21 protein-coding genes and 2 pseudogenes are annotated in these 25876 nt (G+C 62.1%); 12 read left to right on the top strand and 11 right to left on the bottom strand.

Going from position 1 to position 25876, the window contains the following annotated elements; genetic code table 11:
• Positions 1–21 precede the first annotated feature (21 nt).
• The 3 genes from I5S59_RS17630 to I5S59_RS17620 are packed head-to-tail and all read right to left on the bottom strand — an operon-like array spanning position 22 to position 2323.
• Positions 22–579 carry a peptidylprolyl isomerase gene (locus I5S59_RS17630; RefSeq protein WP_197877750.1) on the bottom strand — a complete coding sequence of 186 codons (558 nt, stop codon included), beginning with the start codon at positions 577–579 and terminating at the stop codon, positions 22–24.
• Positions 573–1385: an alpha/beta fold hydrolase gene (locus I5S59_RS17625; protein ID WP_197877749.1), complete on the bottom strand. Its 813-nt coding sequence runs from the start codon at positions 1383–1385 to the stop codon at positions 573–575. The genes I5S59_RS17630 and I5S59_RS17625 overlap by 7 nt, the downstream gene beginning before the upstream one ends.
• A gap of 14 nt (positions 1386–1399) precedes the next feature.
• On the bottom strand, positions 1400–2323 hold the full coding sequence (locus I5S59_RS17620) for a LysR family transcriptional regulator (RefSeq protein ID WP_197877748.1): 924 nt from the start codon (positions 2321–2323) through the stop codon (positions 1400–1402).
• 49 nt (positions 2324–2372) lie between these two features.
• On the opposite strand from I5S59_RS17620, the gene I5S59_RS17615 reads away from it, so the two are divergent.
• The 3 genes from I5S59_RS17615 (at position 2373) to I5S59_RS17605 (ending at position 4507) form a co-directional block, all read left to right on the top strand.
• On the top strand, positions 2373–2687 hold the full coding sequence (locus tag I5S59_RS17615; RefSeq protein WP_197877747.1) for a 3-phosphoglycerate kinase: 315 nt from the start codon (positions 2373–2375) through the stop codon (positions 2685–2687).
• Between the two features lie 149 nt (positions 2688–2836).
• Positions 2837–3436, top strand: coding sequence for an FMN-dependent NADH-azoreductase (locus I5S59_RS17610; RefSeq protein WP_197877746.1), 600 nt, complete (start codon positions 2837–2839; stop codon positions 3434–3436).
• 192 nt (positions 3437–3628) lie between these two features.
• Positions 3629–4507 carry a carboxylate/amino acid/amine transporter gene (locus tag I5S59_RS17605; protein WP_128322247.1) on the top strand — a complete coding sequence of 293 codons (879 nt, stop codon included), beginning with the start codon at positions 3629–3631 and terminating at the stop codon, positions 4505–4507.
• Here the strand turns inward: I5S59_RS17605 and I5S59_RS17600 are convergent.
• On the bottom strand, positions 4448–5749 hold the full coding sequence (locus I5S59_RS17600; protein ID WP_197877745.1) for a mechanosensitive ion channel family protein: 1302 nt from the start codon (positions 5747–5749) through the stop codon (positions 4448–4450). The two genes, I5S59_RS17605 and I5S59_RS17600, sit on opposite strands and share 60 nt — an antisense overlap.
• 144 nt (positions 5750–5893) lie before the next feature.
• On the opposite strand from I5S59_RS17600, the gene I5S59_RS17595 reads away from it, so the two are divergent.
• Positions 5894–7222: a DEAD/DEAH box helicase gene (locus tag I5S59_RS17595; protein ID WP_197877744.1), complete on the top strand. Its 1329-nt coding sequence runs from the start codon at positions 5894–5896 to the stop codon at positions 7220–7222.
• A 65-nt stretch (positions 7223–7287) separates the two neighbouring features.
• Here I5S59_RS17595 and I5S59_RS17590 read toward each other — a convergent pair whose 3' ends face one another.
• Positions 7288–7557 (bottom strand): hypothetical protein, encoded by a 270-nt coding sequence (locus I5S59_RS17590; protein WP_128322159.1) that lies wholly within the window; start codon positions 7555–7557, stop codon positions 7288–7290.
• 170 nt (positions 7558–7727) lie between these two features.
• On the opposite strand from I5S59_RS17590, the gene I5S59_RS17585 reads away from it, so the two are divergent.
• Positions 7728–8654 carry a DMT family transporter gene (locus I5S59_RS17585; protein ID WP_197877743.1) on the top strand — a complete coding sequence of 309 codons (927 nt, stop codon included), beginning with the start codon at positions 7728–7730 and terminating at the stop codon, positions 8652–8654.
• On the opposite strand, the gene I5S59_RS17580 is transcribed toward I5S59_RS17585, so the two are convergent.
• A complete protein-coding gene (locus tag I5S59_RS17580) occupies positions 8605–9786 on the bottom strand; it encodes a YbfB/YjiJ family MFS transporter (RefSeq protein ID WP_197877742.1) in 1182 nt (393 codons plus the stop codon). The genes I5S59_RS17585 and I5S59_RS17580 overlap by 50 nt on opposite strands.
• A gap of 105 nt (positions 9787–9891) precedes the next feature.
• On the opposite strand from I5S59_RS17580, the gene ptrR reads away from it, so the two are divergent.
• Together ptrR and I5S59_RS26530 are read left to right on the top strand one after the other, a co-directional pair.
• Positions 9892–10785, top strand: a complete 894-nt coding sequence (gene ptrR / locus I5S59_RS17575; RefSeq protein WP_197877741.1) for a putrescine utilization regulator PtrR — start codon at positions 9892–9894, stop codon at positions 10783–10785.
• A gap of 123 nt (positions 10786–10908) precedes the next feature.
• Positions 10909–11034: a PA1414 family protein gene (locus I5S59_RS26530; RefSeq protein WP_256205393.1), complete on the top strand. Its 126-nt coding sequence runs from the start codon at positions 10909–10911 to the stop codon at positions 11032–11034.
• Between the two features lie 55 nt (positions 11035–11089).
• Here the strand turns inward: I5S59_RS26530 and I5S59_RS17570 are convergent, their stop codons facing one another.
• A complete protein-coding gene (locus I5S59_RS17570; RefSeq protein ID WP_197877740.1) occupies positions 11090–12469 on the bottom strand; it encodes a sodium:solute symporter in 1380 nt (459 codons plus the stop codon).
• A 142-nt stretch (positions 12470–12611) separates the two neighbouring features.
• A complete protein-coding gene (gene speB / locus I5S59_RS17565; RefSeq protein ID WP_045193392.1) occupies positions 12612–13562 on the bottom strand; it encodes an agmatinase in 951 nt (316 codons plus the stop codon).
• Between the two features lie 223 nt (positions 13563–13785).
• On the opposite strand from speB, the gene I5S59_RS17560 reads away from it, so the two are divergent.
• The 4 genes and pseudogenes from I5S59_RS17560 to I5S59_RS17550 all read left to right on the top strand — a co-directional run bounded on the left by I5S59_RS17560 (position 13786) and on the right by I5S59_RS17550 (position 17060).
• Positions 13786–14679: a LysR family transcriptional regulator gene (locus I5S59_RS17560; RefSeq protein ID WP_197877739.1), complete on the top strand. Its 894-nt coding sequence runs from the start codon at positions 13786–13788 to the stop codon at positions 14677–14679.
• Between the two features lie 97 nt (positions 14680–14776).
• Positions 14777–15097, top strand: a pseudogene (locus I5S59_RS26765) (PAS domain-containing protein); the annotation flags it as partial.
• A gap of 309 nt (positions 15098–15406) precedes the next feature.
• Positions 15407–16381: pseudogene (locus I5S59_RS26760) on the top strand (methyl-accepting chemotaxis protein); the annotation flags it as partial.
• 79 nt (positions 16382–16460) lie between these two features.
• A complete protein-coding gene (locus I5S59_RS17550) occupies positions 16461–17060 on the top strand; it encodes a tRNA-uridine aminocarboxypropyltransferase (protein ID WP_197877737.1) in 600 nt (199 codons plus the stop codon).
• A 9-nt stretch (positions 17061–17069) separates the two neighbouring features.
• On the opposite strand, the gene I5S59_RS17545 is transcribed toward I5S59_RS17550, so the two are convergent.
• From I5S59_RS17545 to I5S59_RS17535, 3 genes are read right to left on the bottom strand one after another with little or no spacing between them, the layout of a single operon-like run.
• Positions 17070–18425 (bottom strand): HlyD family type I secretion periplasmic adaptor subunit, encoded by a 1356-nt coding sequence (locus I5S59_RS17545; protein WP_197877736.1) that lies wholly within the window; start codon positions 18423–18425, stop codon positions 17070–17072.
• Positions 18426–18436: 11 nt separating this feature from the next.
• Complete coding sequence (locus I5S59_RS17540) at positions 18437–20584, bottom strand: type I secretion system permease/ATPase (protein ID WP_232239827.1); 2148 nt, start codon at positions 20582–20584, stop codon at positions 18437–18439.
• A gap of 39 nt (positions 20585–20623) precedes the next feature.
• Positions 20624–21997 (bottom strand): TolC family outer membrane protein, encoded by a 1374-nt coding sequence (locus tag I5S59_RS17535; RefSeq protein ID WP_197877734.1) that lies wholly within the window; start codon positions 21995–21997, stop codon positions 20624–20626.
• Between the two features lie 506 nt (positions 21998–22503).
• Between I5S59_RS17535 and I5S59_RS17530 the strand changes: the two genes are divergently transcribed.
• The coding region (locus I5S59_RS17530; protein ID WP_197877733.1) for a retention module-containing protein at positions 22504–25876 on the top strand (3373 nt) is incomplete at its 3' end.

Genomic DNA, 25876 nt, shown 5'->3' with positions numbered 1-25876 from the left:
ACGTCCTTGTGAGGCCTCAGTTCAGTCGATGCGTGTGGCCGACTTGATGAACACCGGGTCTACTGGCACATCGCGCATGCCGCGCTTGACGGTGGTCGGCGAATTTACGATCTGATCAACCACGTCCATACCTTTGACCACTTTGGCAAATACCGCATAACCGGCATCGCGGCCCGGATCGAGGAAGGCGTTGTCTGCGACGTTGATGAAGAACTGGCTGGTGGCCGAGTTGGGGTTCGAGGTACGCGCCATCGACAGGGTGCCACGGGTGTTGTGCAGGCCGTTGCTGGCTTCGTTGCGGATCGGGTCACGGGTTTCTTTCTGCGTCATCTGTTCGGTGAAGCCACCGCCCTGTGCCATGAAACCCGGGATCACGCGGTGAAAGATGGTGTTGTTGTAGAAGCCGCTGTCGACGTACTCGAGAAAGTTCTTGCTGCTGATCGGCGCCTTGACCGGGTCCAGTTCGACTTCGATCTGACCGAAGCTGGTGTCGAGCAGGACGTGAGGCGCCTTGTCGGCGGCCATCAGGCTGGTGGCGAAGACGACCGAGCAGGTGGCAAGCAGGAGTTTTTTCAGCATGGGCTCAATGTTCCTTGAGGGGTAGTGGACGCCGCCAGAAATTGCAGCAGCGTCTGATTGAAAACCTGGGGTTGATCAAGCGGCGTAGCGTGCCGCGAATCGTCGATGACCGCCAGCCGTGCCTGGGGAATCAGGCGGACATAGCGCTCTTTGAGTTGTATCGGGGTGTAATCCTGGTCGGCGCTGATGACCAGCGTAGGACAACGTATCTGCCCCAGGCGTTCGCTCACGCCCCAGCCGACAATGGCATCGAAACTGGCGAGGTAGGCGCGCTTGTCATTTTCGGCCCAGCGCTGGGCCATTGTGCAGCGCAGCTCGGCCTGTTCCGGTTTCGGGAACAGCCGTGCGGCCAGGCCTTTGCCAATGGTTTCCAGGCTCAAGGCGCGGGCCATGGCCCAGCGCTTGGCCCACCAGACCCAGTCCTGGCGAGTACGGCGCTTGACCTCCGGGGCGCTGTTGACGATGCACAGGCTGCGCAGCCATTCGGGGTGATCGACCGCGAACTGAAAGCCGACCATGCCGCCCATCGACAGACCGACCAGGTGCACCGGGCCAGTCTGCAGTTTTTCCAGCAAGGCCAGCAGGTCGGCGCTGAAACCCGGGATGCTGTAGCGCTCGCGGGGTTTGTCGGAGCGCCCGTGGCCCCGGATGTCCATGACGATTACCCGGTAGTGGCGGGCAAGCTCTGGCACCTGTTTTTCCCAGTCGCGGGTGCTGGAGCCCAGGCCGTGCAACAGCACCAGCGGATCGCCCTGGCCATATTCCTCGTAGTGCAGTGAGCAACCTTCGTGTTCGAAATAGGCCATGGGCTCGATTCCTGTCAGGCTTGGGCGGGTGCGGCGAAGGGGACGTCCAGTGGCGCGGTATCGAAATTGCGCAGCAACTCGATGAGAATCTGCGTGGCCGGGCCCAAGGGTTTGTCCTTGTTGGAATAAAGGTAGAACAGTGGATGGCGACTGCCACCCTGATCCAGCGGCAAAGGCTTGAGCACGCCTTCGCGCAGCTCCCGCTCGATCAGGTGGCGCGGCAGCCAGGCAAAGCCCAGGCCGCTGCTGACGAACGTGGCGGCGGTGGCCAGGCTGCCGACCGTCCAGCGCTGCTCGGCGCCGCGCCAGCCGACATCCTTGGGCTGTGAGCGGCCCGAGTCACGGATCACCACCTGCAGCTGGCTTTCCAGGTCCTGAAAGCTCAACTCGCGGCCCAGGCGGTGCAGGCTGTGCTCCGGGTGGGCGACGGCGACGAATTCCACCGCGCTCAGCTCGGTACCCAGGTAGCCGGAAATGTTGAAGCCGCTGATGGCAAGGTCGGCGATCCCTTCGTGCAGCACCTCCTCGACGCCCGACAACACCTCTTCACGCAGACGCACCCGGCAACCACGGCTCTGCGGCATGAACGCACTCAGGGCGCGGACCAGGCGGGCGCTGGGGTAGGCGGCATCGACCACCACGCGGACTTCGGCTTCCCAGCCCTGTTCCATGTGGTGGGCCAGGTCTTCCAGCTGGCTGGCCTGCTTGACCAGTTGCCGCGAGCGGCGCAGCAGCACGTTGCCGGCTTCGGTCAGGACGGCCTTGCGCCCATCGATGCGCAGCAATGGTACGCCCAGCTGGTCCTGCATGCGCGCGACGGTATAGCTTACCGAGGATTGCGAGCGGTGCAGCGCTTCGGCGGCTTGCGCAAAGCCGCCGTGATCGACCACCGCCTGTAAGGTCCGCCACTGATCCAGGGTAACGCGCGGCGCTTTCATCTTCGGCTCCTGTTGTCCTAAGCTGGCGCTCTTTCATGGAGCGCGTCGTATGAAGAAATGTTGTGCTGTATTGCTGGCCCTGATTCCGCTCACGGCCCTGGCCTATCCCATCGATGTGGAAAAGAACATCGAGGGCGTCAAAGTCGACTACACCACCTACGACACCGACCGCGATATCGGCTCGATCACCCTGAACAACTATGGCGAGGTCGCCGCCCAGTGCAAGGTGACCTTCCGCAACGGCCCGGAATCGCCACGGGTGCGTCGTGTGAGCATCCCGGCCAAGCAAAGCGTGGATAGCACGGCCAAGTTCAATCGCGAAATCATCAAGTTGCGTATCACCCTGGAGTGCAAGCCGAAGTGACCGGGGCTCATGGCTATAAGGCTAGGGCATGTGTCAAATAAAACAAATTAACTGATAGATTGCACCTAGAATTTACGCTTTTTAATCGATCGTTCGCTGATTACTCTTGTCTCCATCGACTTAGCACTTCGCCGATGGAGGCAACCCCCATGTCCCGTGTACTCGTTATCGAAAGCAGCGCCCGCCAGCAGGATTCGATCTCCCGGCAACTGACCCGTGACTTCGTCAGCCAGTGGTTGTCTGCCCATCCTGCAGACCAGGTCACACTGCGCGACCTGGCCGTCAACCCGGTGCCGCACCTGGATGCCAACCTGCTCGGTGGCTGGATGAAGCCCGAAGCCCAGCGCAATAGCGACGAGCTGCAGGCACTGGCCCGCTCCAACGAATTGACCGACGAAGTACTGGCCGCCGATGTGCTGGTGCTGGCAGCGCCGATGTACAACTTCGCCATTCCCAGCACCCTCAAAGCCTGGCTCGACCATGTGCTGCGTGCCGGCATCACCTTCAAGTACACCGAAACCGGCCCGCAAGGCCTGCTGACCGGCAAGCGTGCCTACATCCTGACGGCGCGTGGCGGCATTCATGCCGGTGCATCGAGCGATCACCAGGAACCCTACCTGCGTCAGGTGATGGCGTTCATCGGTATCCACGATGTGACCTTCATCCACGCCGAAGGCCTGAACATGGGTGGCGACTTCCACGAGAAGGGCCTGAACCAGGCCAAGGCCCAGCTCGCTGCGGTGGCTTGAACCCCTGGATTTTCCCGCCTGACACCTGTGCTCCTTTGGGTGTAGCTGCCCGGTCACTGCCTTGTGCATGACCGGGCTTTTTTATGCGTGGCGCATAATCGCGTAGGAGCTGATGAAGGAGGGGGGGCGTGAAGCAGTTGCCGGACATACCATGAACCGCTAAGGTCGCGGCCTCCACAGCAAGGGGCAATCATGGGCTATCTATTCATCGTCGCGCTGATCCAGGCGTTTTCCTTCAGCCTGATCGGCGAATACCTGGCCGGTCATGTCGACAGCTACTTTGCCGTGCTGGCGCGGGTGCTGCTGGCCGGCCTGGTGTTTTTGCCGCTGACCCGCTGGCGTCAGGTCGAGCCACGCTTCATGCGCTCGATGCTGCTGATCGGTGCGCTGCAATACGGCATCACCTACGTGTGCCTGTACCTGAGCTTCAGGGTGCTGACGGTGCCCGAGGTGTTGCTGTTCACCATTCTCACGCCCCTGCATGTGACCTTGATCGAGGATGCCCTGAACCGGCGCTTCAACCCCTGGGCGCTGCTGGCCGCCCTGGTGGCGGTGGCCGGCGCGGCGGTGATCCGCTTTGACAGCATCAGCCCGGACTTCTTCATGGGCTTCCTGCTGCTGCAACTGGCCAACTTCACCTACGCTGCCGGGCAAGTGCTGTACCGGCACCTGATCGCCCGCAACCCCAGCGACCTGCCGCATTACCGGCGTTTCGGCTATTTCTACCTGGGCGCGTTGCTGGTGGTGTTGCCCGCTTTCCTGGCGTTCGGCAACAGCCAGCACCTGCCCAGCACCGAAGTACAGTGGCTGGTGCTGCTGTTTTTGGGGTTGTGCCCGACGGCGCTGGGGCTGTACTGGTGGAACAAGGGCGCGTGCCTGGTCTCTGGCGCGACCCTGGCGGTGATGAACAACCTGCACGTGCCGGTCGGGCTACTGCTCAACTTGCTGATCTGGAATCAGCACGAACCGCTGGGCAGGTTGTTCATCGGCGGGGCGGTGATTCTGGCCTCGCTATGGCTCGGTCGTCTCGGCGCTCAGCGTTCGCTGCAGTTTGGGCAGGCTCGCCGGTAGCAGGCCGGCCCGCAGGTCGTTGCCGCTGGGCTGCTGGTACAGGCCCAGGCCGAACTCCGGCATGACCGCCAGCAGGTAGTCGAAAATGTCGCCCTGAATGCGCTCATAGTCGGCCCAGGCCGTGGTGCGCGTGAAGCAGTAGATTTCCAGCGGTACGCCCTGCGCCGTGGTTTGCATCTGGCGGACCATGCAGGTCATGTTCGGCTGGATCTGCGGGTGGCTCTGCAGGTAGGCCAGGGCATAGGCACGGAAGGTGCCGATGTTGGTCATGCGCCGACGGTTGGCGGACAGCTCGGCAACGTTGCCCTGGGCTTCGTTCCAGGCGTCGAGCTCGTTGCGCTTGCGCGTCATGTAGTCGGTCAGTAGGCGCACCTGGCTCAGGCGCTGTTCTTCTTCGCTGGTCAAAAAGCGCACACCACCGGCATCAATGAACAGGCTGCGTTTGATGCGTCGGCCGCCCGACTGCTGCATGCCGCGCCAGTTCTTGAACGACTCGGACATGAGGCGCCAGGTGGGGATGGAGACGATGGTCTTGTCGAAGTTCTGCACCTTGACCGTATGCAAGGTGATATCGACCACATCGCCATCGGCACCGACCTGCGGCATTTCGATCCAGTCGCCCACGCGCAGCATGTCGTTGCTGGTCAGCTGCACACTGGCCACGAACGACAGCAGGGTATCTTTGTACACCAGCAGAATGACCGCCGACATGGCACCCAGGCCCGACAGCAGCAGCAACGGCGAGCGGTCGATCAGGGTGGCGACGATGACAATCGCGGCGAACACGAACAGGACCATCTTGGCCAGCTGGACGTAGCCTTTGATCGAACGGGTACGCGCATGCTCGGTGCGGGCGTAGATGTCCAGCAGGGCATCGAGCAGGGCGGAGATCGCCAGGGTCAGGAACAGGATGGTGAAGGCCAGGGCCACGTTGCCGAGGAAATGCTGGCTGGCGGCGTTCAGTTCCGGTACCAGTTTCAGGCCGAACTGCACAAACAACGAAGGGGTGCTTTGCGCCAGGCGGTGAAAGACCTTGTTTTCGCGCAGGTCGTTGACCCAGTGCAGGGCCGGTTGGCGACCGAGCAGACGAGCGGCGTGCAGGATCAGAAAACGTGCAACGCGGCCCAGCACCAGGGCGATCAGTAGAAGCACAGCCAGGCCAAGACTGGCGTGCAGTAAGGGGTGTTCGTCCAGCGTGCCCCAGAGGTCCAGGGAGTTTTGCCACATCGATTGAATATCCATTGCCGTGCTGAAGATCTTCCGATAAGTGAAAAGGAGGGGTATTAGAGCGTGTATTGACGACAAGTTGGCAAAAGAATTCGGCGCCGACGCCGGAAAACGTTACCCTATGCAACTGAATTTTTTGCACATGCCCGAGGTACACCCGTGTTTTCCCAATTCGCCCTGCACGAACGCCTGCTCAAAGCCGTGGCCGAGCTGAACTTTGTCGAGCCGACGCCGGTGCAGGCAGCGGCCATTCCGCTGGCGTTGCAAGGGCGGGACCTGCGGGTGACGGCAAAAACCGGCAGCGGCAAAACCGCCGCGTTCATGCTGCCGGTGCTCAACCGCCTGGTTGACCTGAAGCAGAAGCGCGTAGAGATCCGTGCGCTGGTACTGCTGCCGACCCGTGAACTGGCCCAGCAAACCCTGAAGGAAATCGAGCGTTTCGCTCAGTTCACCTTCATCAAGTCGGGCATCATCACCGGCGGTGAAGACTTCAAGGAACAGGCGGCCATGCTGCGCAAGGTGCCGGACATCCTCGTCGGTACCCCGGGTCGCATGCTCGAGCACCTCAACGCCGGCAACCTCAAGCTCGAGCACGTGCAGGTCATCGTCCTTGACGAAGCCGACCGCATGCTCGACATGGGCTTCTCCGAAGACGTCGAGCGCCTGTGTGGCGAGTGCCCGAACCGCGAGCAGACCCTGCTGTTCTCCGCCACCACCGGTGGTGCCGGCTTGCGCGACATGATCGCCAAGGTGCTGAAAGACCCTGAGCACCTGATGCTCAACACCGTCAGCCAGCTCAACGACGGTACCCGTCAGCAGATCATCACTGCGGACCACAATCAGCACAAAGAGCAGATTGTGCAGTGGCTGCTGGCCAACGAGACCTACCAGAAGGCGATCATCTTCACCAACACCCGGGTCATGGCCGACCGTATCTACGGCCACCTGGTTGCCAAAGACTTCAAAGCCTTCGTCCTGCACGGCGACAAGGACCAGAAAGACCGCAAGCTGGCCATCGAGCGCCTGAAGCAGGGCGGCGCCAAGGTGCTGGTGGCGACCGATGTCGCGGCCCGTGGCCTGGACGTCGACGGCCTGGACCTGGTGATCAACTTCGACATGCCGCGCAGCGGCGACGAGTATGTTCACCGTATCGGTCGTACCGGCCGCGCCGGTAACGAAGGCCTGGCTGTTTCGCTGATCTGCCACGGCGACTGGAACCTGATGTCGAGCATCGAGCGCTACCTGAAGCAAAGCTTCGAGCGCCGCGTCATCAAGGAAGTCAAAGGCACCTACAGCGGTCCGAAGAAGGTCAAGGCTTCGGGCAAGGCCGCCGGGGTTAAAAAGAAAAACGCCGACCCGAAGAAGGGCGACAAGAAAGTAGCGGCCAAGCGCAAGCCAACCGCCAAGCCAAAGCCTAATGCTCCGCTGGCCAGTGCCGACGGCCGGGCGCCGCTCAAGCGTCGAAAGCCAGCGCCTGCTGCCGAGTAAGGCTTAGGCCAACCCACGTCTACACGGTCGACCCGTTGTAGGCGTGGGTTTCGCTCCACGACGCTTCAGACTTTCTTCTCCGCCGTTTTCAGCTCCTGCAACCGCTTGTCGATCAGCTGACACTTGTCCGGCAGGTCCTTGCTGGCACTTTCAAGCTTCATTCCTTTCAACTCGTCGTTGATCTCCTTGGCCTTCTGCGGATTCTGTTCCGTCAGTCGCGTGACCTCCTTGGCCAGTTCCTCGCGTTTTTCCGTGGCTTCTTCAAGTGTGCATGCCCAGCTGGGCAGGGCCAGCAGCAGGCTGGCGGCAGCAGCAATGTTCAACAGGGTTTTCATCGGCAGGACTCCCTTGGTTTGGTCTTGCGGTTGAGCCGCAAGCCGTGCGCAAAGTTCACTCCAAGCGCAACACAAGGCTGGCAATCAACGCCTGCAGCCACTGATAATCAACGTTGGATCCACAGCTGCCGAGACTCTGCCATGCCGTTAGCCGATAGCGGGTGCCCGCAATGAGCGCCACCCGTCGTAATACCGATGCCTTTGCCCTGCAGGTGATGCTGGTGCTGTGCCTGATCTGGGGCATTCAGCAGGTGATGATCAAGATGGCCGCGCCAGACATCGCCCCGGTGATGCAGCAGGCCTTGCGTTCGGGCATGGCGGCCGTGCTGGTCGGCCTGTTGATCTGCTTTCGCGGTGGTTGGGATCAGGTAGCGCATACCTGGCGGGGCGGCTTGCTGGCCGGCGCGCTGTTTGGCGTGGAGTTTCTGTTCATCGCCGAAGGCTTGAAGCTGACCTCGGCGGCGCACATGTCGGTGTTCCTCTACACCGCGCCGGTATTCACCGCCCTGGGCCTGCACTGGCTGCTGCCAAGCGAACGCCTGCGCCCCTTGCAATGGCTGGGCATCGTCCTGGCCTTTGCTGGTATTGCCTACGCGTTTGCCGGTGGCGTGTCGCTGTCCGAGATGGACGGGCGGATGCTGCTGGGCGATGCCTTCGGTGTGTTGGCGGGCCTGGCCTGGGGGGCAACCACGGTGGTGGTGCGCACGTCCCGGCTCTCGGAGGCGCCGGCGACCCTGACATTGTTCTATCAGCTGGCCGTCGGCTTTGTCGGCTTGTTGTGCATCGCCGCCCTCAGTGGCCAGCTGACCCAGGTCCACTTCACCCCCTTGTCTATCGGCAGCCTGCTGTTCCAGGGGCTGATCGTGTCGTTCTTCAGCTACCTGACGTGGTTCTGGCTGCTGCGTCGATACCTGGCGTCTAACCTGGCGGTGTTCTCCTTCATCACCCCGTTGTTCGGGGTGACGTTTGGTGTGTTGCTGCTGGGTGAGCCGCTGAGCCTGAACTTCGTCCTCGGCGCGGTGATGGTGTTGCTCGGGGTGACCCTGGTCAGCGCTGAGCAGTGGGTGCGCCGACGTTTGCGCAGCCTGCTGGGCTAACCTGCGGCCGCCAGAGCAGCGCTCCGGCCAGCAGCAAACCGCTACCGGCAATGACCAGCGCCGGTTGCAAGCTGGTGGCGAAGTGGGTGCTCAGCGCGGCCAGCAGCGGGCCGCTGAGCTGACCAGCGGCAAAGCACGCGGTGAGCAAGCCCGCGTTGCGCTGATAGGCGTGGGGCGACAGCTCGCGCAGGCGCTGCATCACCAACTGCATGCACGCCAGGAACGGTGCACCGCACAGCAACACCCCCAGCACCAGGCCCGGGCCGTCGCCCAACAGGCAGGCGAACACACCGGCGGCTTGCAACCACAACGTCACCATCAACCAGCGCGCCGTAGTACCCCAGTGCGGGCGGCGATAGCTGGCCGCGACCAACCCCAGTGCTGCGGCCAGGCCAAACCCCGGCCAGAACAGGTCTGCCAGCCAGTGCCCGTGGAAGCGTGCGCTGGCCATCTGCGACATGAACGTGGCCGGGATGATGTAACCGATACCGTACAGCGCATAAATCAGGCCCAGGCGGGCGATTCCCCGGGTCGGCGGCTGTGCGGGCAGTGCGGCCGTGGCAGGCGCTGCGGGGTGCGGGCGCGGTAGAAAGGGCAGCACCGCCAGCAACATAAGCAACGCGGTGCCGGCATAGACCAGCCACAGTGAGGCGGAGCCCAGGCCATAAAGGTTGGCGAACAGCGCCAGCAGTCCCGTCAGCATGATGCCCACGCCAGGCCCGGCAAACACCAGGGCACCGGGCTTTGGCAGGTTGTTCGCCGCCGCCACGTGCTGACTGAGGCTGGTGAGCATGACCAGCACCCAGGCGCTGGCCACGCCGGTACCGAAGCGCAGCAGCAGGTGGCTCCAGAAGCCGCTGGCCCAGACCGAGGCCAGGGTAAGCAATACACACAACCACAAGCCGCCGTGCAGCCGGGCGCTGACCTGGCCTGGGCGGCGGGCGAGCATGGCGTCCAGCGCGCCGAGCAGGTAACCCAGGTAGTTGGCGGCGGCGATCAGGCCGGCGGCGGTCAGGCTGACCTGGCCTTCGCCGATCAGGTGCGGCAGCTGCGGGGTGAGGGCGAAGCGGCCGATGCCCATGGCCATCATCAGTGCCACAGCGCAGGCGAGCAGGCGAATGAACGGTGACATGCTCAGGTTCCTCAAGCGGGATCGATGACCGTCAGGCTACGAAGGATTGACTTTCAGTAAAATTGAATAATTATGAGGAACTTGTTCTGTTCTGGAGAATGTCTCGTGGAGCTCAGCCAATTACGCATCTTTCAGGCGGTCGCCGAGGCAGGGTCGATAACCCGGGCGGCTGAACGCATGCACCGGGTGCCTTCGAACCTGTCCACACGCCTGCGCCAGCTTGAAGAGCAATTGGGTGTTGAACTGTTTCGCCGTGAGCGCCAGCGCTTGCAATTGTCACCGGCGGGCAAGGTTCTGCTCGATTACGCCGGGCGCATGCTGGCGCTGCGCGATGAAGCCGTGGCCGCCGTGCAAGGCGGGCAACCGGCGGGCGATTTTGCCCTGGGCACCATGTACAGCACGGCGGCGATCCACCTGCCGGCGCTGCTGGCGCGCTACCACAAGACCTACCCGGCAGTGAACCTGCAGGTACTGCCGGCACCCAGTGGCGAACTGCTTGAAGGCCTGCTCAGCGGTCGTCTGGACGCCGCCCTGGTGGATGGTCCGCTGGCATTGGCCGGGCTGGACGGGGTGCCGCTGTGCGATGAAACGCTGGTGCTGATTACCGAGCCCGATCATCCCCCGGTACACAGCGCCCGGGATGTGGCGGGGCGTGCGGTGTTCACCTTTCGTCAGGGGTGTGCCTACCGCATGCGCCTGGAAGCCTGGTATGCGCAGGACCATGCCGCGATGGGGCGGGTCATGGAGATCGAGTCTTATCCAAGCATGCTGGCCTGTGTGATTGCCGGATCGGGGGTGGCCCTGATGGCCCAATCGATGCTCGACAGCTTGCCCGGACGAGAGCGGGTGGCGGCACACCGCTTACAGTCACCGTTCGATCTGGCGACGACCTGGCTGATGTGGCGCAAAGGCATGCGCGGCGCGAACCTGAGTGCCTGGATCGATCTGCAACAAGGGGAAACAGTTGCCGAGGCGGCGCAAGTGGCGGTCAGGGCTTGATTAAGATCAAACTTGACCCAACTTGTAGTCCTAGAGCATGCGCAACGCAGGACATAGGGCTATGATCTGTATGAAGCATCGCAGGATTGAATCGCCGTGCAGGCTGACCCGTAAGGGGGTGTTATGAGAAACAATCTGTTCAACTGGCTTCACGACCTGGCTGCGGCCCTGGGCTTGATTCCACCGCCATTGCAGCCGGTGCCAATCCCTACCGATGAGGAGCAGCGCAAGCGCCAGCCACGTCGCTAGGCGCCCGGCCCGGGCCGCCGCATCAGGTTGATGCGACGGCCACCACAGGCTTGAATCAGGCCAGGTTTGTTGCAGCCGCCTGACGGCGGGACATCAAGCTCACTACCACGAAGCTCACCAGCGCGATCGCCAGGCTGTAGTAGATCGGCGTATTGGCATCCATCCCATCCTTGATCATGAACGCCAGGGCAGTGATAAAGCCCAGGGTCATGCTGGTGATAGCACCGGCAGTGGTCGCACGCTTCCAGTAGATCGCACCGATCAGCGGTACCAGCATGCCGCCAACCAACAGGTTGTAGGCCAGGGTCAGGGCGCTGATCACATCCTCAACCACCAGGGCGATACCCAGTACGGCAATACCGGTCAGCAGAGTGAACAGGCGGTTGATGCCCAGGCTCGACTGCTTGCCGCCACGCAGCTTGGGCAGCAGGTCTTCGGTGAGTACGGTGGATGCTGCCAGCAGGCCAGCACTGGCCGTCGACATCATCGCTGCCAGTGCAGCAGCAATCACCAGACCGCGGATGCCGTCAGGCAGGGCGGATTTGACGATGGCGGCAAACGCGTTGTTGGCGTTGCCCAGATCCGGCAGCAGCACGTGGGCTGCCATACCGATCACCGCACACACCAGACCGTAGATCACGCAGTAGATACCGGCAGTAGTACCGGCACGCTGAGCGACTTTTTCGTCCCGCGCGGTGAAAACCCGCTGCCAGATATCCTGACCAATCAGGATGCCGAAGAAGTAGATCAGGAAGTAGGTGATGATGGTGTCCCAGCCAATGGTGGTGAAGCTGAAGCTGGACGCTGGCAGCTTGGCCACCAACTCGTCCCAGCCGCCCACGCGGTACAGGCAGATAGGCAACAGGACAAACATCAGGCCGACGGTCTTGATCACGAACTGGACGATATCGGTCAGGGTCAGGGACCACATGCCGCCGACGGTGGAATACACCACGACGACACCACCGCCGAGCAGGATCGCAGCCCAGAACGGGATTTCGAACAGCACTTGCAGGACGGTGCCCATCGCCAGGGTCGAGGTCACGGCGATCATCAGCGCATAGGCGAGCATGATCACGGCGCTGGCCTGACGGGCCATGGGGTTGTAGCGCTGTTCCAGCACTTGCGTCACGGTGAAGATCTTCAGGCGCAGCAGCGGTTTGGCCAGGAACAGGTTCAGGGCGATGATGCCCAGGCCCAGGGCCGCGCACAGCCAGAAGCCCGAGATACCGTGAACGTAGCCCAGTTTTACCGTACCAACGGTCGAAGCGCCGCCCAGTACCGTGGCTGCCATGGTGCCCATGTACAGGCTTGGGCCCAGGTTGCGTCCGGCTACCAGGTAATCTTCGTGGGTTTTCGCCCGGCGCATGCCGTACCAGCCCAGCGCGAGCATGCCGGCCGCATAGATCAGAACAACGAACAAGTCTAAGGCCATGGGTGTCTCCGATTATCTTTTTTATGGTGAGAGCGATCCTGACGCCAGGCAAGCCCGGCGCCGGTCATTCGTCTACTAAGCGGGTCGCTGGTACGACCCGGCTGTCATGGCTCCTGCCCGTTGCAGCTCCTGGTGTTGCCTGTCAGCGGCGTACGACGCCGGGCAGGGCACAGAGCATTTCGTAAAGCAGGTTGGCACCCAGCAACGAGGTGTTGCCGGTGGTGTCGTAAGGTGGGGAGACTTCCACCAGGTCGCAGCCGATCAGGTCCAGACCCTGGCAGCCACGAATGATTTCCATCGCCTGGATGGTGGTCAGGCCACCGATTTCCGGGGTGCCGGTGCCTGGCGCCCAGGCAGGGTCGATGCCGTCGATGTCGAAGCTCAGGTACACCGGGCCGCCGCCGACTTTTTCGCGGACTTCGGCCATCAGCGGTTCCAGGGATTTGTGCCAGCACTCTTCGGCCTGGACCACACGGAAGCCCTGCTTGCGGCTCCAGTTGAAGTCTTCGGCGGTGTAGCCCTGGGCGCGCAGACCGATCTGTACCACGCGGTCGCAGTCCAGCAGGCCTTCTTCCACCGCGCGGCGGAAGGTCGTGCCGTGGGCGATTTTCTCGCCGAACATGTGATCGTTGACGTCGGCGTGGGCGTCGATGTGTACCAGGCCTACCTTGCCGTGCTTTTTGTGGATTGCACGCAGGATCGGCAGGGTGATGGTGTGGTCACCGCCCATGGTCATCGGGATGACGTTGTGTTCAAGGATTTCGTCGTAGGCTTCTTCGATGATCCGCACAGCATCAAGCAGGTTGAAGGTGTTGATCGCCACGTCACCGATATCGGCGACCGACAGCGAATCGAAGGGCGCAGCGCCGGTGGCCATGTTGTACGGGCGGATCATCACCGATTCGGCGCGGATCTGGCGCGGGCCGAAACGGGTGCCGGAACGCAGGGAGGTACCGATGTCCAGAGGGATGCCGATGAATGCGGCATCAAGGCCTTCGGCGCTTTGCAGGTGAGGCAGGCGAAGCATGGTGGCGATGCCGCCGAAACGCGGCATTTCGTTGCCGCCCAGTGGTTGGTGCAGAATCTTGTCCACGGTCGGGCCTCATCGATTCGATTGTTTTAGTTGTTTGAACCTGTCTGGCCGGGCGGGGATCACTCCCGAAACGCTGGCGAGCAGGTGCATTGCGGCAGAGTTTGCAAAAGGTAGTGGTGGAGAGGAATCGCTACACGCAAATACTTAGTTCAGTTTTTTCTAAACTAATGCGTGGAATCTGGTTAGACTTTTCCCATCTGCTGCCTTCCGGACCCTCACTTTCATGGCCTCTGCACTGCCTGACCTGAAACTCCTGCGCATCTTCGTCAGCGTCGTGCGCCACCAGGGCTTTGCCAACGCCCAGCGCGAACTGAACCTGTCGACCTCGGCGATCAGTACCTACATGAGCCAGCTTGAGGCCGCCCTGGGTATCGTGCTGTGCCACCGTGGCCGGGGCGGGTTCAGCCTGACCAGCAAAGGCGAGCTGTTCCACCAGGAGACCCTGCGCCTGCTGGCGGAAATGGATGGATTCGAGCAGTACGCCGCCGCCCTCAAGGGGGAATTGCGCGGCACGTTGAACCTGGGTGTGATCGACTCGACCGTCGGCGACCGGGCGTTGCCACTGGCCGAGGCCATTGGCGCCTACAGCCAGGAACACCCGGCGGTGCACCTGCACCTGTCGGTCTCCAGCCCCTATGAGTTGCAACTGGGCGTCCAGGACAACCGTCTGGATCTGGCCATCGGCGCGTTCTCGACGCGCATGAGCGGCCTGGTCTATCAGCCGCTGTACCGTGAGCAGCACTGGCTGTATTGCAGCAACCGTCACCCGCTGTACAACGAGCGGCGCATTCCCGAGCAGGTCATCACTCAGCAGCGCATGGTCGGGCGCGGCTACTGGAGCCAGGCGGAGCTGGCCCGGCATGGCTTCAAGCACAGTGCGGCAACCGTGGAGAGTATGGAGGCACAGCTGATCCTGGTGTTGTCGGGTGCCTACATCGGCTACCTGCCGGAACACTACGCCCAGGCGTGGGCCGACAAGGGCGACTTGCGGGTGCTGTCACCGGCAACCTTCGGTTACCAGGCGCCGTTCTCGATGATCATTCGCCGTGGACGCAGCCGCGAACCCTTGATCCAGACCTTCCGCGACTTGCTCAAGGCGCAACTGACGCCGGCCTGAACGGGGCGTGCCCTGAAACATTTTCATAACGCCCTGAAAATTCCTGAAAATCCGGTCACCTCCCCGTAAATGCTCTGCTAAACCTGTATTTGCCTTGATGAAATTCCCCCTCATCTTCCAAGCAGGGAACGCCCAGATGCGCATGAATTTGCCCGTCACTGAGCACGAAAGAACCTTTCCCAACGAACAGCGCCTGATTTCCACCACCGACCTCAACAGCCGCATCACTTACTGCAACGACGCCTTCGTGGCGATCAGCGGCTTTACCTACGACGAACTGCTGGGCCAACCGCACAACCTGGTGCGTCATCCGGACATGCCCGCAGTGGTGTTTGCGCACATGTGGGAGACCATCAAGCAAGGTAAACCCTGGATGGGCGTGGTCAAGAACCGGGCGAAGAACGGTGACTGCTACTGGGTCAGCGCCTATGTCACGGCCATTTATGAAAACGGCCAGATCAGCGGTTACGAGTCGGTGCGCTCGGTGCCGACCCGCGAGCAGATCCGCCGCGCCTCGGCGCTGTACGCGCGGTTACGCCAGGGCCGGGCAGCAGTGCCCTGGGCGGCACGCCTGGGCGAAGTGCTTGAGCATGGCTGGCCGTTGCTCGGTGCGGGATTGCTGTCGGCAACCGCTTACCTGTGGTTGCCGCAATACGCGGCGCTTGGCGTGCTCATGGCCAGCCTGCTCAGTGCCTGGTACCTGATCGAGTCGCGGCAGAACCGGGTGATCAAGCGCACCCTGGCCGAACACCCGAAAGCCTTTACCAGTGCGCTGGTCGCCCTGACCTACAGTGCCAACAAGGGCCTGCAAGGGCAGCTGGACCTGGCCATCATCAGCGAGGAAGCACGGTTACAGACGGCGCTGACCCGGCTGGTGGATGCTGGCGTCGGGGTGAAGGCGCGCGCGGCGCAATCGTCGGACCTTTCCGGCGCGCAGGCACAAATGCTCGACCGCCAGCGCAGTGAGACCGATCAATCGGCCACGGCGATTGCGCAGATGGCGGCGACCATTCAGGAAGTTACCCATAACGTGCAAAGCACCGCCACGGCGGCGGCCGATGCTGATCAACTGGCGCAGCAGGGCAGTGATCTGGCCCAGCAAAGCCTGCGCGCGATGGGCAGCATGAGTGAAGCGGTCAACGACATAGGTCAGGCGGTCAATGCCCTGGCGGAGCAGACTCAGTCCATCGGCAGCGTGGTCGATGTGATCACCTCGATTGCCGAGCAGACCAACCTGCTGGCGCTCAATGCTGCGATCGAAGCGGCACGGGCAGGCGAGCAGGGGCGTGGCTTTGCGGTGGTCGCCGACGAGGTGCGCTCGCTGGCGCAACGCACGCGCACCTCCACCGAAGAGATTCACCAGATCATTGCCTCGTTACGTGACGGTGCACAGCGGGCGGTATCGACGGCCAGCAAAGGCGAGCAGATTTCCCGGGACAGCGTGCAACGGGTCGAGGCCGTACAGTCGGCACTGGTGGGAATCACCCAGGCGGTCAGTCGCATCACCGGCATGAGTCAACAGATGGCCACGGCCTCCGAGCAGCAGAGTCATGTTGCCGAAGACATCAACCAGCAGATCACCCGCATCGCCCAGCTGTGCGATCACAGCGCCGGGCAGGCCAAGCAGGGCGCTGAAATCAGCCAGGACCTGGAGCGCATGGCCGACTACCTGTACAGCCTGGCTGAACGTTTCAACCGTTGAATCCTTTGGTCTTCTCCCACAGGGAAGTGGGCTTTTTTCGGGGCGGGTGTGGCACACTTTGCACGCTCAGGAGAACCCGATGTCCAGAATCCAGTGCGAGCGCTGCCTGCGCCCTCAAGCTCATTGCCTATGCCCGCTGATCCCGTTGTTGAACAGCCGTACCCGGGTATTGTTGTTGCAGCATCCCTCTGAAGTCCGCCACGCCCTCAATACCGCAAAACTGGCCGCCCTCGGCTTGAGCAACGCCCAGTTGCGGGTTGGCGAAGTGTTTGAAGACCTGGAAGACCTGCTGGTGGTGCCGGGCTATCGCAGCGCCTTGCTGTTCCCGGGTGAGGGCGCAGAGCCGTTGACGCCCTATGCCGAGGAGAGCGATGAGCATCCGTGGCAGTTGGTGGTACCCGATGGCACCTGGCGCAAGGCAAGCAAGCTGCTGCACCTGAATCCGGCGCTGGCGGCGTTGCCAAGGGTTACTCTGGCCGAGGTCCACGCTTCGCGCTACCGCTTGCGCAAGGCGCCGGCCGAAGGCGCGCTGTCGACCCTGGAGGCGGTGGTGCAGGCGTTGAATGTGCTGGAGGCACCCACTTGCTTCAATGCGTTGCTAAAGCCTTTCGATGCACTGATCGAAGGGCAGATCAGTGCCATGGGGCAGGAGACCTATGCGCGTAATCATGTGCGCTGATTCGTTGCCCTAGCGCTCCCGCATCGCTTCGGTGCGTGCCTTGAGCACCGGCTTGAGCAGGTAATCGAGCACGCTCTTGTGGCCGGTGATGATATCCACCGTGGCCGTCATGCCGGGGATGATCAGCAATGGCTTGTTGTCGCCGCCCAGGTGGTTTTTGTCGGTACGCACCTGGATCAGGTAGAAGGCATTGCCTTTGTCGTCAGTCACTGTGTCGGCGCTGATCAGTTCCAGCTTGGCTTTCAGGCCGCCGTAGATGGTGTAGTCGTAGGCGCTGAACTTGACCATCGCCGCCTGCCCCGGGTGCAGGAAGGCAACGTCCTGCGGACGCACCTTGGCTTCGATCAGCAGGTTGTCCTCCAGGGGCACGATCTCTACCAGGTCGCTGCCGGGCTGCACCACGCCACCGATGGTGTTGACCTTGAGCAACTTGATGATGCCGTGCACCGGCGAGACCACCGTAGTGCGGGTCACCCGGTCATCGATGGCAATGCTGGAAGCGGTGATCTTCGACAGGTCGGTGCGTTTCTCGTTGAGCTCCTTGGCCGCTTCCGAGCGAAAGCCGGCGTCGGACTCTTCAATCTTGCTCTTGATCTCTGCCACTGCCGCTTCGGCGCGGGGAATGGCCAGGGTGGTGGCATTCAGCGAGCCACGTGCCTCCACCGTACTGCGCTTGAGGCGCAGGATTTCAACCGGCGAAATCGCACCGGTGCCGACCAGTGGCGTCGACATGTTCAGCTCTTGTTGGAGCAGGGCAAGGGCTGAGCGGTACTGCTCGGCCTTGGAGCGAAACTCGGCCAGCTCCTGGGTTTTTTGCCGCAGTTGTTCATTCAGCGTCTGTTTTTCGCTGGTCAGGCGCCGCTGGCGCGACTGGTAGAGGGACAGTTCGTCTTCGGCCACTTGCGGTGCCTTGCTGCGGACTTCTTCCGACATCTCGAAGGGACGGCCTTCAGCCTCGGCCGACAGGCGTTCCACCTGCGCGGTGAGGGCATAACGATCGGCCTCGCTTTCGCCCTTGTTGGACTTGAAGCGGGTGTCGTCCAGGCGCAGCAACGTGTCGCCCTTGTTCACCATTTGCCCTTCGCGGACAAAAATCTCGGTGACAATGCCGCCCTCAAGGTTCTGGATCACTTGCACCTTGCTCGAGGGAATGGCCTTGCCTTCACCCATGGTCACTTCATCGAGCACGGCAAACCAGGCCCAGAGCAACGCCACCAGCAGCAACGCTGCCGCCAGCCATACGGTGATGCGCGACAGGCGCGGCGAGTCCTGCAGGGTCGCACCGGCCAGGTCCGGCATGTAGTCGCGTTCGGCGGTTTTGCCGAAACTCTGGAAGTAGCTGCGCAAGCCTTGGCTGACTGACATACATGGACCCCTTAGATGGCTGAACCAACCCGGCCTTTGCGTAGCGCATCGATAACCGCGTCCTTGGGCCCGTCGGCCACGACCTTGCCGTTGTCCAGCACCAGCAGGCGATCAACCAGGCTGAGCATGGAGGTGCGGTGGGTGACCAGCAACAGCGTCTTGCCCTGCACCCAGCCATGCAGGCGTTGGCGCAGCTGGTCTTCGCTGGCGTTGTCCATGTGGCTGGTGGGTTCGTCGAGAACCATGATCGGTGGCTCCAGCAGCATGGCCCGGGCCAGCAGCACGGTTTGCCGCTGGCCGCCGGAGAGTAGCTGGCCGCGCTCGCCCACCGGGCGGTCGAAGCCTTGCGGGTGCTGGCGCGCCAGCTCGCTGACGCCGGTCAGTTCGGCGACCTCGAGCATGCGTGCATCGCTGACGTAACGTGCGCCGAGGGTGAGGTTGTCGCGCAGGCTGCCGGCCAGCAACGGCAGGTCGTGGGCGACATAGCCGATCTGATGGCGCAGGTCGGCAATGTCGAGTTGGCGCAGGTCGAGGTTGTCGAGCAGGATCTGTCCTTCATCCGGGGCATAAAAGCCCATCAGCAGACGTGCCAGGGTACTTTTGCCCGAGCCGCTGCGGCCAATGATGCCGATGCGTTCGCCGGGCTTGACGCTGAAGCTCACGCTGTTGAGCGCTGCGGCGTTCTGCCCGGCATAGCGGAACGTGACATGGCTGACTTCCAGGCCGCCTTGCAACTGGGTGCGCTCCAGCGGTTGCTGGCCGGCCTGGCGTTCCTGGGGCAGGGCCATCAGGGCGTCGGTGCTGCGCATGGTCAGTTGCGCCTGCTGGTAGCGGGTGATCAGCCCGGCGATCTGCCCCAGCGGCGCAAGCACGCGACTGCCGAGCATGTAGCTGGCGACCAGGGCACCGACGCTGAGGTTGCCGGCGATAATGCTGTAGACACCGGCGACGATGGTGGCCATGCCGCAGAACTGCTGGATGAACAAGGTGCCGTTGGTGGCCAGGGCCGACAGGTTACGCGCATGGGCGTCGAGGCGGGTCAGCGCGCCGTGGGTACTTTCCCACTGGTACTGGCGTTCGCTCTCGGCGCTGCAGGCCTTGAGGGTTTCCAGGCCACTGAGGGTCTCGATCAGCAAGGCCTGGCGCACAGCGCCCAGGGCCAGGCTTTTCTGCACGGTGTCGCGCAGGCGTACCTGGATGAGCAGGGCAAAGACGATGGTGAGCGGGAAGGCGATCAGCGGGATCACCACCAGCCAGCCACCGAGCAACCCGATCACCAGCAGCATCAACACTACAAACGGCAGGTCAATGACGCTGGTAAGGGTGACCGCTGTGAGGAATTCACGCAGGCCTTGAAAGTCATGGATGCTTTGCGCAAAGCCGCCGATGGTCGCCGGCCGGGCTTTCATCGACATGCCGGTAATGCGCTCGAACAACGTGGCAGACAGAATCAGGTCGGTCTTTTTCCCTGCCTGATCCAGCAGGTGGGCGCGTACAACGCGCAAAATCAATTCGAACAGGGTGCCGATCAGCAGGCCGATCACCAGTACCCACAGGGTCGAGATGGCCTGGTTGGGCACCACGCGGTCATAAGTCTGCATGACGAACAGCGGCACCATCAGGCCCAGCAGGTTGATCAGCAGGCTGGCCAGCACCGCATCGCTGTAGAGCCATCGGGACAATTTCAGGGTGTCGCGAAACCAGGCATTGACCCGTGGCATCAACGGCGTGCGCAAGTCTTCCAGTTCATGCCGGGGGCGGGCGAACAGGGCTTCGCCGCTGTACGCCTCGGCCAGTTCTTCGCGGCTGACCCATTGCTCGCCACCTTCGGCTTCGCTGGGCAGAATCAGCGCGCGGCCGTCTTCGCCCCAGCGGCGCAACACGGCGCAGCGGCCTTCCTTGAGCAGCAACAGCACCGGCAGGTTGAGGGCGGATATCGCGCCCAGGTCCCTGCGCAACACCCGCGCCTGCAAGCCGGCCCGGGCTGCGGCCCTGGCGAGCAAGTCCGGGCTCAGGCGCTGCAGGGCCAGCGGCAGTCCGGCGCTCAGGCCGGCACGGCTGACGGTGCAACCGTGCAGCTTGCACAGAATCAGCAAGCCATCGAGTAACGGGTCATCGAAACTCAGGCGCGGATCCGCCGCCGAGCTCGCAGGTTGCATGCTGGTCACAATGGCCTACTCCTGCAGCGAGACGGGGGGTTAACGCATATCGGGCAAGCGTGCGTCGGTCCTCACTTCACTTTGCGCGATGGCTTCAGGCGGCAGCGAGATGCGCTGTTTGTTCAGCAGCTCGCCCATGTTCGCCAGCACCCGGTACATGGAGAACTCTTCGACGTACCGCACTTCGGTGTAGCGGCGGTTGGCGTTGTACAGCTCGTTTTCGCTGTCGAGCAGGTCGAGCAGGGTACGTTGACCCAGGCCGAACTGATCCTGGTAAGCCGCGCGCACACGGGTGGTGGTGTCTGCGTACTCGCGGGCAGTAGGCGTTTGCTTGCGGGCGTTGGTCATGGCGTTCCACGACAATGCGAGGTCCTCGTTGAGGGTACGCAGGGCGTTGTTGCGGATATCCATGGCCTGGTTGATTTTGTGCGCGTCCGACTGCAAGCGGGCTTTGTCGCTGCCGCCGCGGAACAGGTTGTAGCTCAGTTCTACTCCGGCCTGCCAATCGTTGTTGTCGTGACCGACCTGGCCTGCTGTGTTGTTGTTGGCACCGGTGGCCAGCACCGCATCCAGGCGTGGATAGAACGGCGACTTGGCGACTTCATACTGCTGTTCTGCCGCCTGCACATCGGCCTGGGCCGACTTCAGGTAGGGGTTATGTTCGAGCATGTCCTGGCGGGCATCGAGCAGGCTGGCCGGCATCTCGCCTTTGATCGTGCTCGGGGTTTCCAGCTCATCCGGTACGCGGCCGATGACGCTGTAGAAATTGGCTTCGGCATCGGCCAGGTCGACTTCGGCGGTGTACAGGTTGTTCTCTGCCAGCGCGCGGCGGGCGGTGGATTGGTCAAGGTCAGCGGTACTGCCTACGCCGCGTTCGCTACGCAGGCCGATCTGGTCGTTGACGCGCAGGTGGGCCTGGAGGTTGTTTTTCGCCAGGGTGACCAATTCGCGACGCTTGAGCACCTCGAGATAAACCTCGATTGCACGCAGGGCGACGGTCTGGGCCGTTGCCTGAGTGAAGTATGCGCGCGAGTTCACTACAGCCTCGGTGCGACCGACTTCGTTAGGTGTATTGAAACCATCAAACAGCATCTGCCGCAGGCGCAAGTCCGACTGGGTGTAGTTCAGTGTTTCCTTGTTGTGGTTACGGGTGCCATCGGGGTCGAAAGTGCGGGTGTTGGTGTTGTCCGATTTCTGCCGGCCGTAACCGGCAACCAGGTCGACGCGAGGGTACCAACCGCCCTTGGCAACGTTCACGTCTTCGTCTGCCGAGAGTCGGCTGTTACGGCTGGCGTTGATTTCAGGATGTTGGTCCACGGCGCTTTGTACAGCCTCCGTAATCGACATCGCCTGAGCATTGGCACATGCCATGGCCAAAAGAATTGCACTGGTGATGGGGGTCAAAACGCGCATGGGGTACTTCTCCCTGATTTCTAATTAGGTGTCGCTGTCGCCATATTTTTGACGGTTTTATGCCTCTAAACCGTTTCAGGCTTGTAACAACAGAGCTAAGAACATTTATAAGGAGAGCTAAGAAGATTTTTTCATAACGGTTATGCGAAAAAAAACTTATGCGGTCTAAGGAATCCAAGACATTGTTCATATCAGGCGGTCCGTCGATTCTGCGCTAGGGTGCATTTTTCGGGCCTGGGAGTAAGTTCAACAAGTCGTTGCAGCAAAGGGCATGGATGTAGCGGAGGGGATGGAGAAGGAGTGGTAACTGGCGACATTTTTTTGGCACATGCCAAATAGCCAGCTAGCTTCTTCGCGTTCACTGGGTATCGGCCTCACCAAGGTTATGATTTCGTTGAAATTTACCTAGGCCATCCAGGTGTCAGCCCGCAGCAGTCATCACGGGCGACCACGCGAGATTCAACGCGCTTTCCTGCGAAACCGTTCCGCAGTGGAGAGCAGCGCTCATGGCCAAATTAATCGGTATCGTCAGCAAAGTCGTCGGGCAGGTGTTCGCGGTGGCCGAGGATGGCACCCGTCGGGTGCTGGTTGAAGGTGACCGGCTGTTTGCGGGCGAGCAGCTGCAGACAGGCGCTGCAGGCGCTGTTGCAGTTCACCTGCAAAACGGTGGCGAATTGACCCTGGGGCGTGACAGCAGCATGGCGCTGTCGCCGCAGTTGCTCGCCAATCATGCGCCACATGTCGATGCACCAGAAGCGCTGACCCCCAGTGAAGCGCAACTGACCGACGTCGAAAAACTCCAGCAAGCGATTGCCTCCGGTGTCGACCCCAGCCAGGCGGCTGACCCGACAGCGGCAGGCCCTGGCGGCAGTAGTGCTGCAGGTGGCGTTGGCGGGGGCCATTCATTCGTCATGCTTAGCGAAGTGGCTGGCCGGGTTGATCCGGTCATTGGCTTCCCTACAGCCGGTTTCAACGGTTTTGCCGAACTGCGCTCGATAGATGTCGGCGAGTTCAATAACAACGTTGCGCCGCCGGTGGCACTGGTGCCGCCGCAGGAGAACAATCCGGTAAGCCTTACGGGCTTGACCGTGGATGGCGGCGAACTGTCGCTCAACGAAGCCAATCTGGCGGCAGGCTCAGCCAGTGATCCGGCGGCACTGACGCAATCCGGCAGCTTTACCGTGGTAGCGCCGGATGGTGTGTTCCACCTCAACGTCGGTGGTATCAACATCGTGACGGCGGGGGTAGTGACCGGTGTCGGCCAGTCCATCACCACCGGTCTGGGTAATACGCTGACCATTACCGGATACGATGTCAGCACGGGCGTGGTCAGCTACAGCTATACCCTGACGGGGGCTGACACGCACCCTGCTGGTGGCGGTGCCAACGGGTTGAGTGAAAGCATCCCCGTACTGGTCAGTGATAGCGACGGTGATGTGGCCAGTGGGTCACTGGACATCACGGTCATCGATGATGTGCCCCAGGCGATTGCAGACAGCAACCCGCTGACGGCCAGCGAGAATCAGCTGACCCTGACCGGCAATGTGCTGACCAACGACATCCAGGGCGCCGACCGTATTCCGACGGGTCCAATCACCGCCGGCACCTTCACCGGCACCTACGGCACCCTGGTACTGGCTGCCGACGGCACTTACACCTACACGCTGAACACCAGCGATCCGGATTTCATCAACCTGCACGGTGGCGGCAGTGGCGTCGAAACCTTCACGTACACCCTCAACGATGCTGATGGTGATACCAGTACCGCGACCCTGACACTGAACGTCAACAACCTGAACGACCCGGTAACCCTCGGCAACCTGAATGTTGAGGGAGGGGCGCTGACCGTCTTCGAGAAAAACCTCGGCGACGGCAGCAACCCGAATGCCTCGGCGCTGACCCAGGGCGGCAGCTTCACCGTTACTGCACCGGATGGCCTGCAGACCCTGACCGTGGGTGGCATCACCGTGGTCAGCGGCGGCAGCGCCGTGGGCTTCCCGCAGTCGGTTGTCACCCCGGCCGGCAACACCCTGACCATCACTGGCTACAACGCCAGCACCGGCGTGGTGAGTTACACCTACACCCTGGTGGACAACGAGGCGCATGCCAGCGGCGCAGGCGCCAACAGCCTGGGTGAGCAGTTCACGGTGGTGGCGACAGACACCGACGGCAGCACGGCCAGCGGCAGCATTGACGTCAACATCGTCGACGACCTGCCGACCGCCGTTAACGACACCAACCCGGTCACCGCCACCGAAGCGCAGTTGACCCTGACCGGCAACGTGCTGACCAACGATGTGCAAGGCGCCGACCGTATCGCCAGCGGCCCGATCACCGCCGGTACCTTCACCGGCACCTACGGCACCCTGGTACTGGCTGCCGATGGCACCTACACCTACACGCTGAACACCAGCGATCCGGACTTCATCAACCTGCACGGTGGTGGTAACGGCATCGAGGTTTTCACTTACACCCTCAACGATGCCGATGGCGATACCAGTACCGCTACCTTGAAATTCAACGTCACCAATATCAACGATCCGGTGGTGATCCACGGCCTGGACCTTTGTGGTGGTGAGCTGACGTTCTACGAGAAGAACCTCAGCGACGGCAGCAGCCCGAACCAAGGGGCACTGACCTCGGGCGGGACCTTCACCGTGGTGGCCCCGGATGGCCTGCAATCGTTGACCATTGGTGGCCTGAGTATTGTCAGCAACGGGGTCGCGAGTGGCTTCCCGCTCACCGCAACGACGCCGATGGGCAATACCCTGACGATTCACAGTTACGATCCGATCACCGGCGTGGTGACTGGCAGCTACACCCTGGTGCATACCGAAACCCACCCGAACGCCAATGGCACCAACACCCTGGTTGAAAGCCTTGAAGTCGTTGCGGTGGACACCGATGGCAGCACGGCCTCAGCCTCACTGGACGTCAACATCGTTGACGACGTGCCGACGGCGGTTAACGACGTCAACCCGATTACCGCCACCGAAGCGCACCTGGTGCTGACCGGCAACGTACTGACCAACGACATCCAGGGCGCTGACCGTATCGCCAGCGGCCCGATCACCGCAGGCACCTTCACCGGCACCTACGGCACCCTGGTACTGGCTGCCGATGGCACCTACACCTACACGCTGAACACCAGCGATCCGGACTTCATCAACCTGCACGGCGGCGGTAACGGCGTCGAAGTGTTCACCTATACCCTCAACGATGCCGATGGCGACACCAGTACCGCCACCTTGAAATTCAACGTCAGCAATATCAACGATCCGGTGGTGATTCGCGGCCTGGACATTTGCGGCGGTGAGCTGACGTTCTACGAGAAGAACCTCAGCGACGGCAGCAGCCCCAACGAGGGGGCGTTGACCTCGGGCGGCACATTCACCGTGGTAGCGCCGGATGGCCTGCAGTCGTTGACCATCGGTGGCATGAGCATCGTCAGCAATGGTGTGGTCAGCGACTTCTCGACCCCCTGGACAACGCCATTTGGCAACCTGCTGACCATCCACAGTTTCGACCCGGTCACTGGTGTGGTGACGGCCAGCTACACCTTGCTGAACACCGAAACCCACCCGAACGCCAACGGCACCAACACCTTGGTTGAGAGCCTGGAAGTGGTAGCCGTCGACAAGGACGGCAGTACGGCCAAGGCATCGGCGGACATCAACATTGTCGATGATGTGCCGACAGCGGTTAACGACATCAACCCGATAACCGCGACCGAAGCGCACCTGATCCTGACCGGCAACGTGCTGACCAACGACATCCAGGGCGCTGACCGTATCGCCAGCGGCCCGATCACCGCAGGCACCTTCACCGGCACCTACGGCACCCTGGTGCTGGCCGCCGACGGCACCTACACCTACACGC

It is taken from the genome of Pseudomonas alkylphenolica (genome assembly GCF_016009175.1).
Taxonomy (GTDB): Bacteria; Pseudomonadota; Gammaproteobacteria; order Pseudomonadales; family Pseudomonadaceae; genus Aquipseudomonas; species Aquipseudomonas alkylphenolica_B.
The sequence above is the reverse complement of the archived record's forward strand: the minus strand, read 5'-3'. Positions and strand labels throughout refer to the sequence as shown.

What these genes read in the sequence shown, in the direction of transcription:
- I5S59_RS17630 (WP_197877750.1), bottom strand. Translation starts at nt 579, where the DNA reads ATGCTGAAAAAACTCCTGCTTGCCACCTGCTCGGTCGTCTTCGCCACC.
- I5S59_RS17625 (WP_197877749.1), bottom strand. Translation starts at nt 1,385, where the DNA reads ATGGCCTATTTCGAACACGAAGGTTGCTCACTGCACTACGAGGAATAT.
- I5S59_RS17620 (WP_197877748.1), bottom strand. Translation starts at nt 2,323, where the DNA reads ATGAAAGCGCCGCGCGTTACCCTGGATCAGTGGCGGACCTTACAGGCG.
- I5S59_RS17615 (WP_197877747.1), top strand. Translation starts at nt 2,373, where the DNA reads ATGAAGAAATGTTGTGCTGTATTGCTGGCCCTGATTCCGCTCACGGCC.
- I5S59_RS17610 (WP_197877746.1), top strand. Translation starts at nt 2,837, where the DNA reads ATGTCCCGTGTACTCGTTATCGAAAGCAGCGCCCGCCAGCAGGATTCG.
- I5S59_RS17605 (WP_128322247.1), top strand. Translation starts at nt 3,629, where the DNA reads ATGGGCTATCTATTCATCGTCGCGCTGATCCAGGCGTTTTCCTTCAGC.
- I5S59_RS17600 (WP_197877745.1), bottom strand. Translation starts at nt 5,749, where the DNA reads ATGGATATTCAATCGATGTGGCAAAACTCCCTGGACCTCTGGGGCACG.
- I5S59_RS17590 (WP_128322159.1), bottom strand. Translation starts at nt 7,557, where the DNA reads ATGAAAACCCTGTTGAACATTGCTGCTGCCGCCAGCCTGCTGCTGGCC.
- I5S59_RS17585 (WP_197877743.1), top strand. Translation starts at nt 7,728, where the DNA reads ATGAGCGCCACCCGTCGTAATACCGATGCCTTTGCCCTGCAGGTGATG.
- I5S59_RS17580 (WP_197877742.1), bottom strand. Translation starts at nt 9,786, where the DNA reads ATGTCACCGTTCATTCGCCTGCTCGCCTGCGCTGTGGCACTGATGATG.
- I5S59_RS26530 (WP_256205393.1), top strand. Translation starts at nt 10,909, where the DNA reads ATGAGAAACAATCTGTTCAACTGGCTTCACGACCTGGCTGCGGCCCTG.
- I5S59_RS17570 (WP_197877740.1), bottom strand. Translation starts at nt 12,469, where the DNA reads ATGGCCTTAGACTTGTTCGTTGTTCTGATCTATGCGGCCGGCATGCTC.
- I5S59_RS17560 (WP_197877739.1), top strand. Translation starts at nt 13,786, where the DNA reads ATGGCCTCTGCACTGCCTGACCTGAAACTCCTGCGCATCTTCGTCAGC.
- I5S59_RS17550 (WP_197877737.1), top strand. Translation starts at nt 16,461, where the DNA reads ATGTCCAGAATCCAGTGCGAGCGCTGCCTGCGCCCTCAAGCTCATTGC.
- I5S59_RS17545 (WP_197877736.1), bottom strand. Translation starts at nt 18,425, where the DNA reads ATGTCAGTCAGCCAAGGCTTGCGCAGCTACTTCCAGAGTTTCGGCAAA.
- I5S59_RS17540 (WP_232239827.1), bottom strand. Translation starts at nt 20,584, where the DNA reads ATGCAACCTGCGAGCTCGGCGGCGGATCCGCGCCTGAGTTTCGATGAC.
- I5S59_RS17535 (WP_197877734.1), bottom strand. Translation starts at nt 21,997, where the DNA reads ATGCGCGTTTTGACCCCCATCACCAGTGCAATTCTTTTGGCCATGGCA.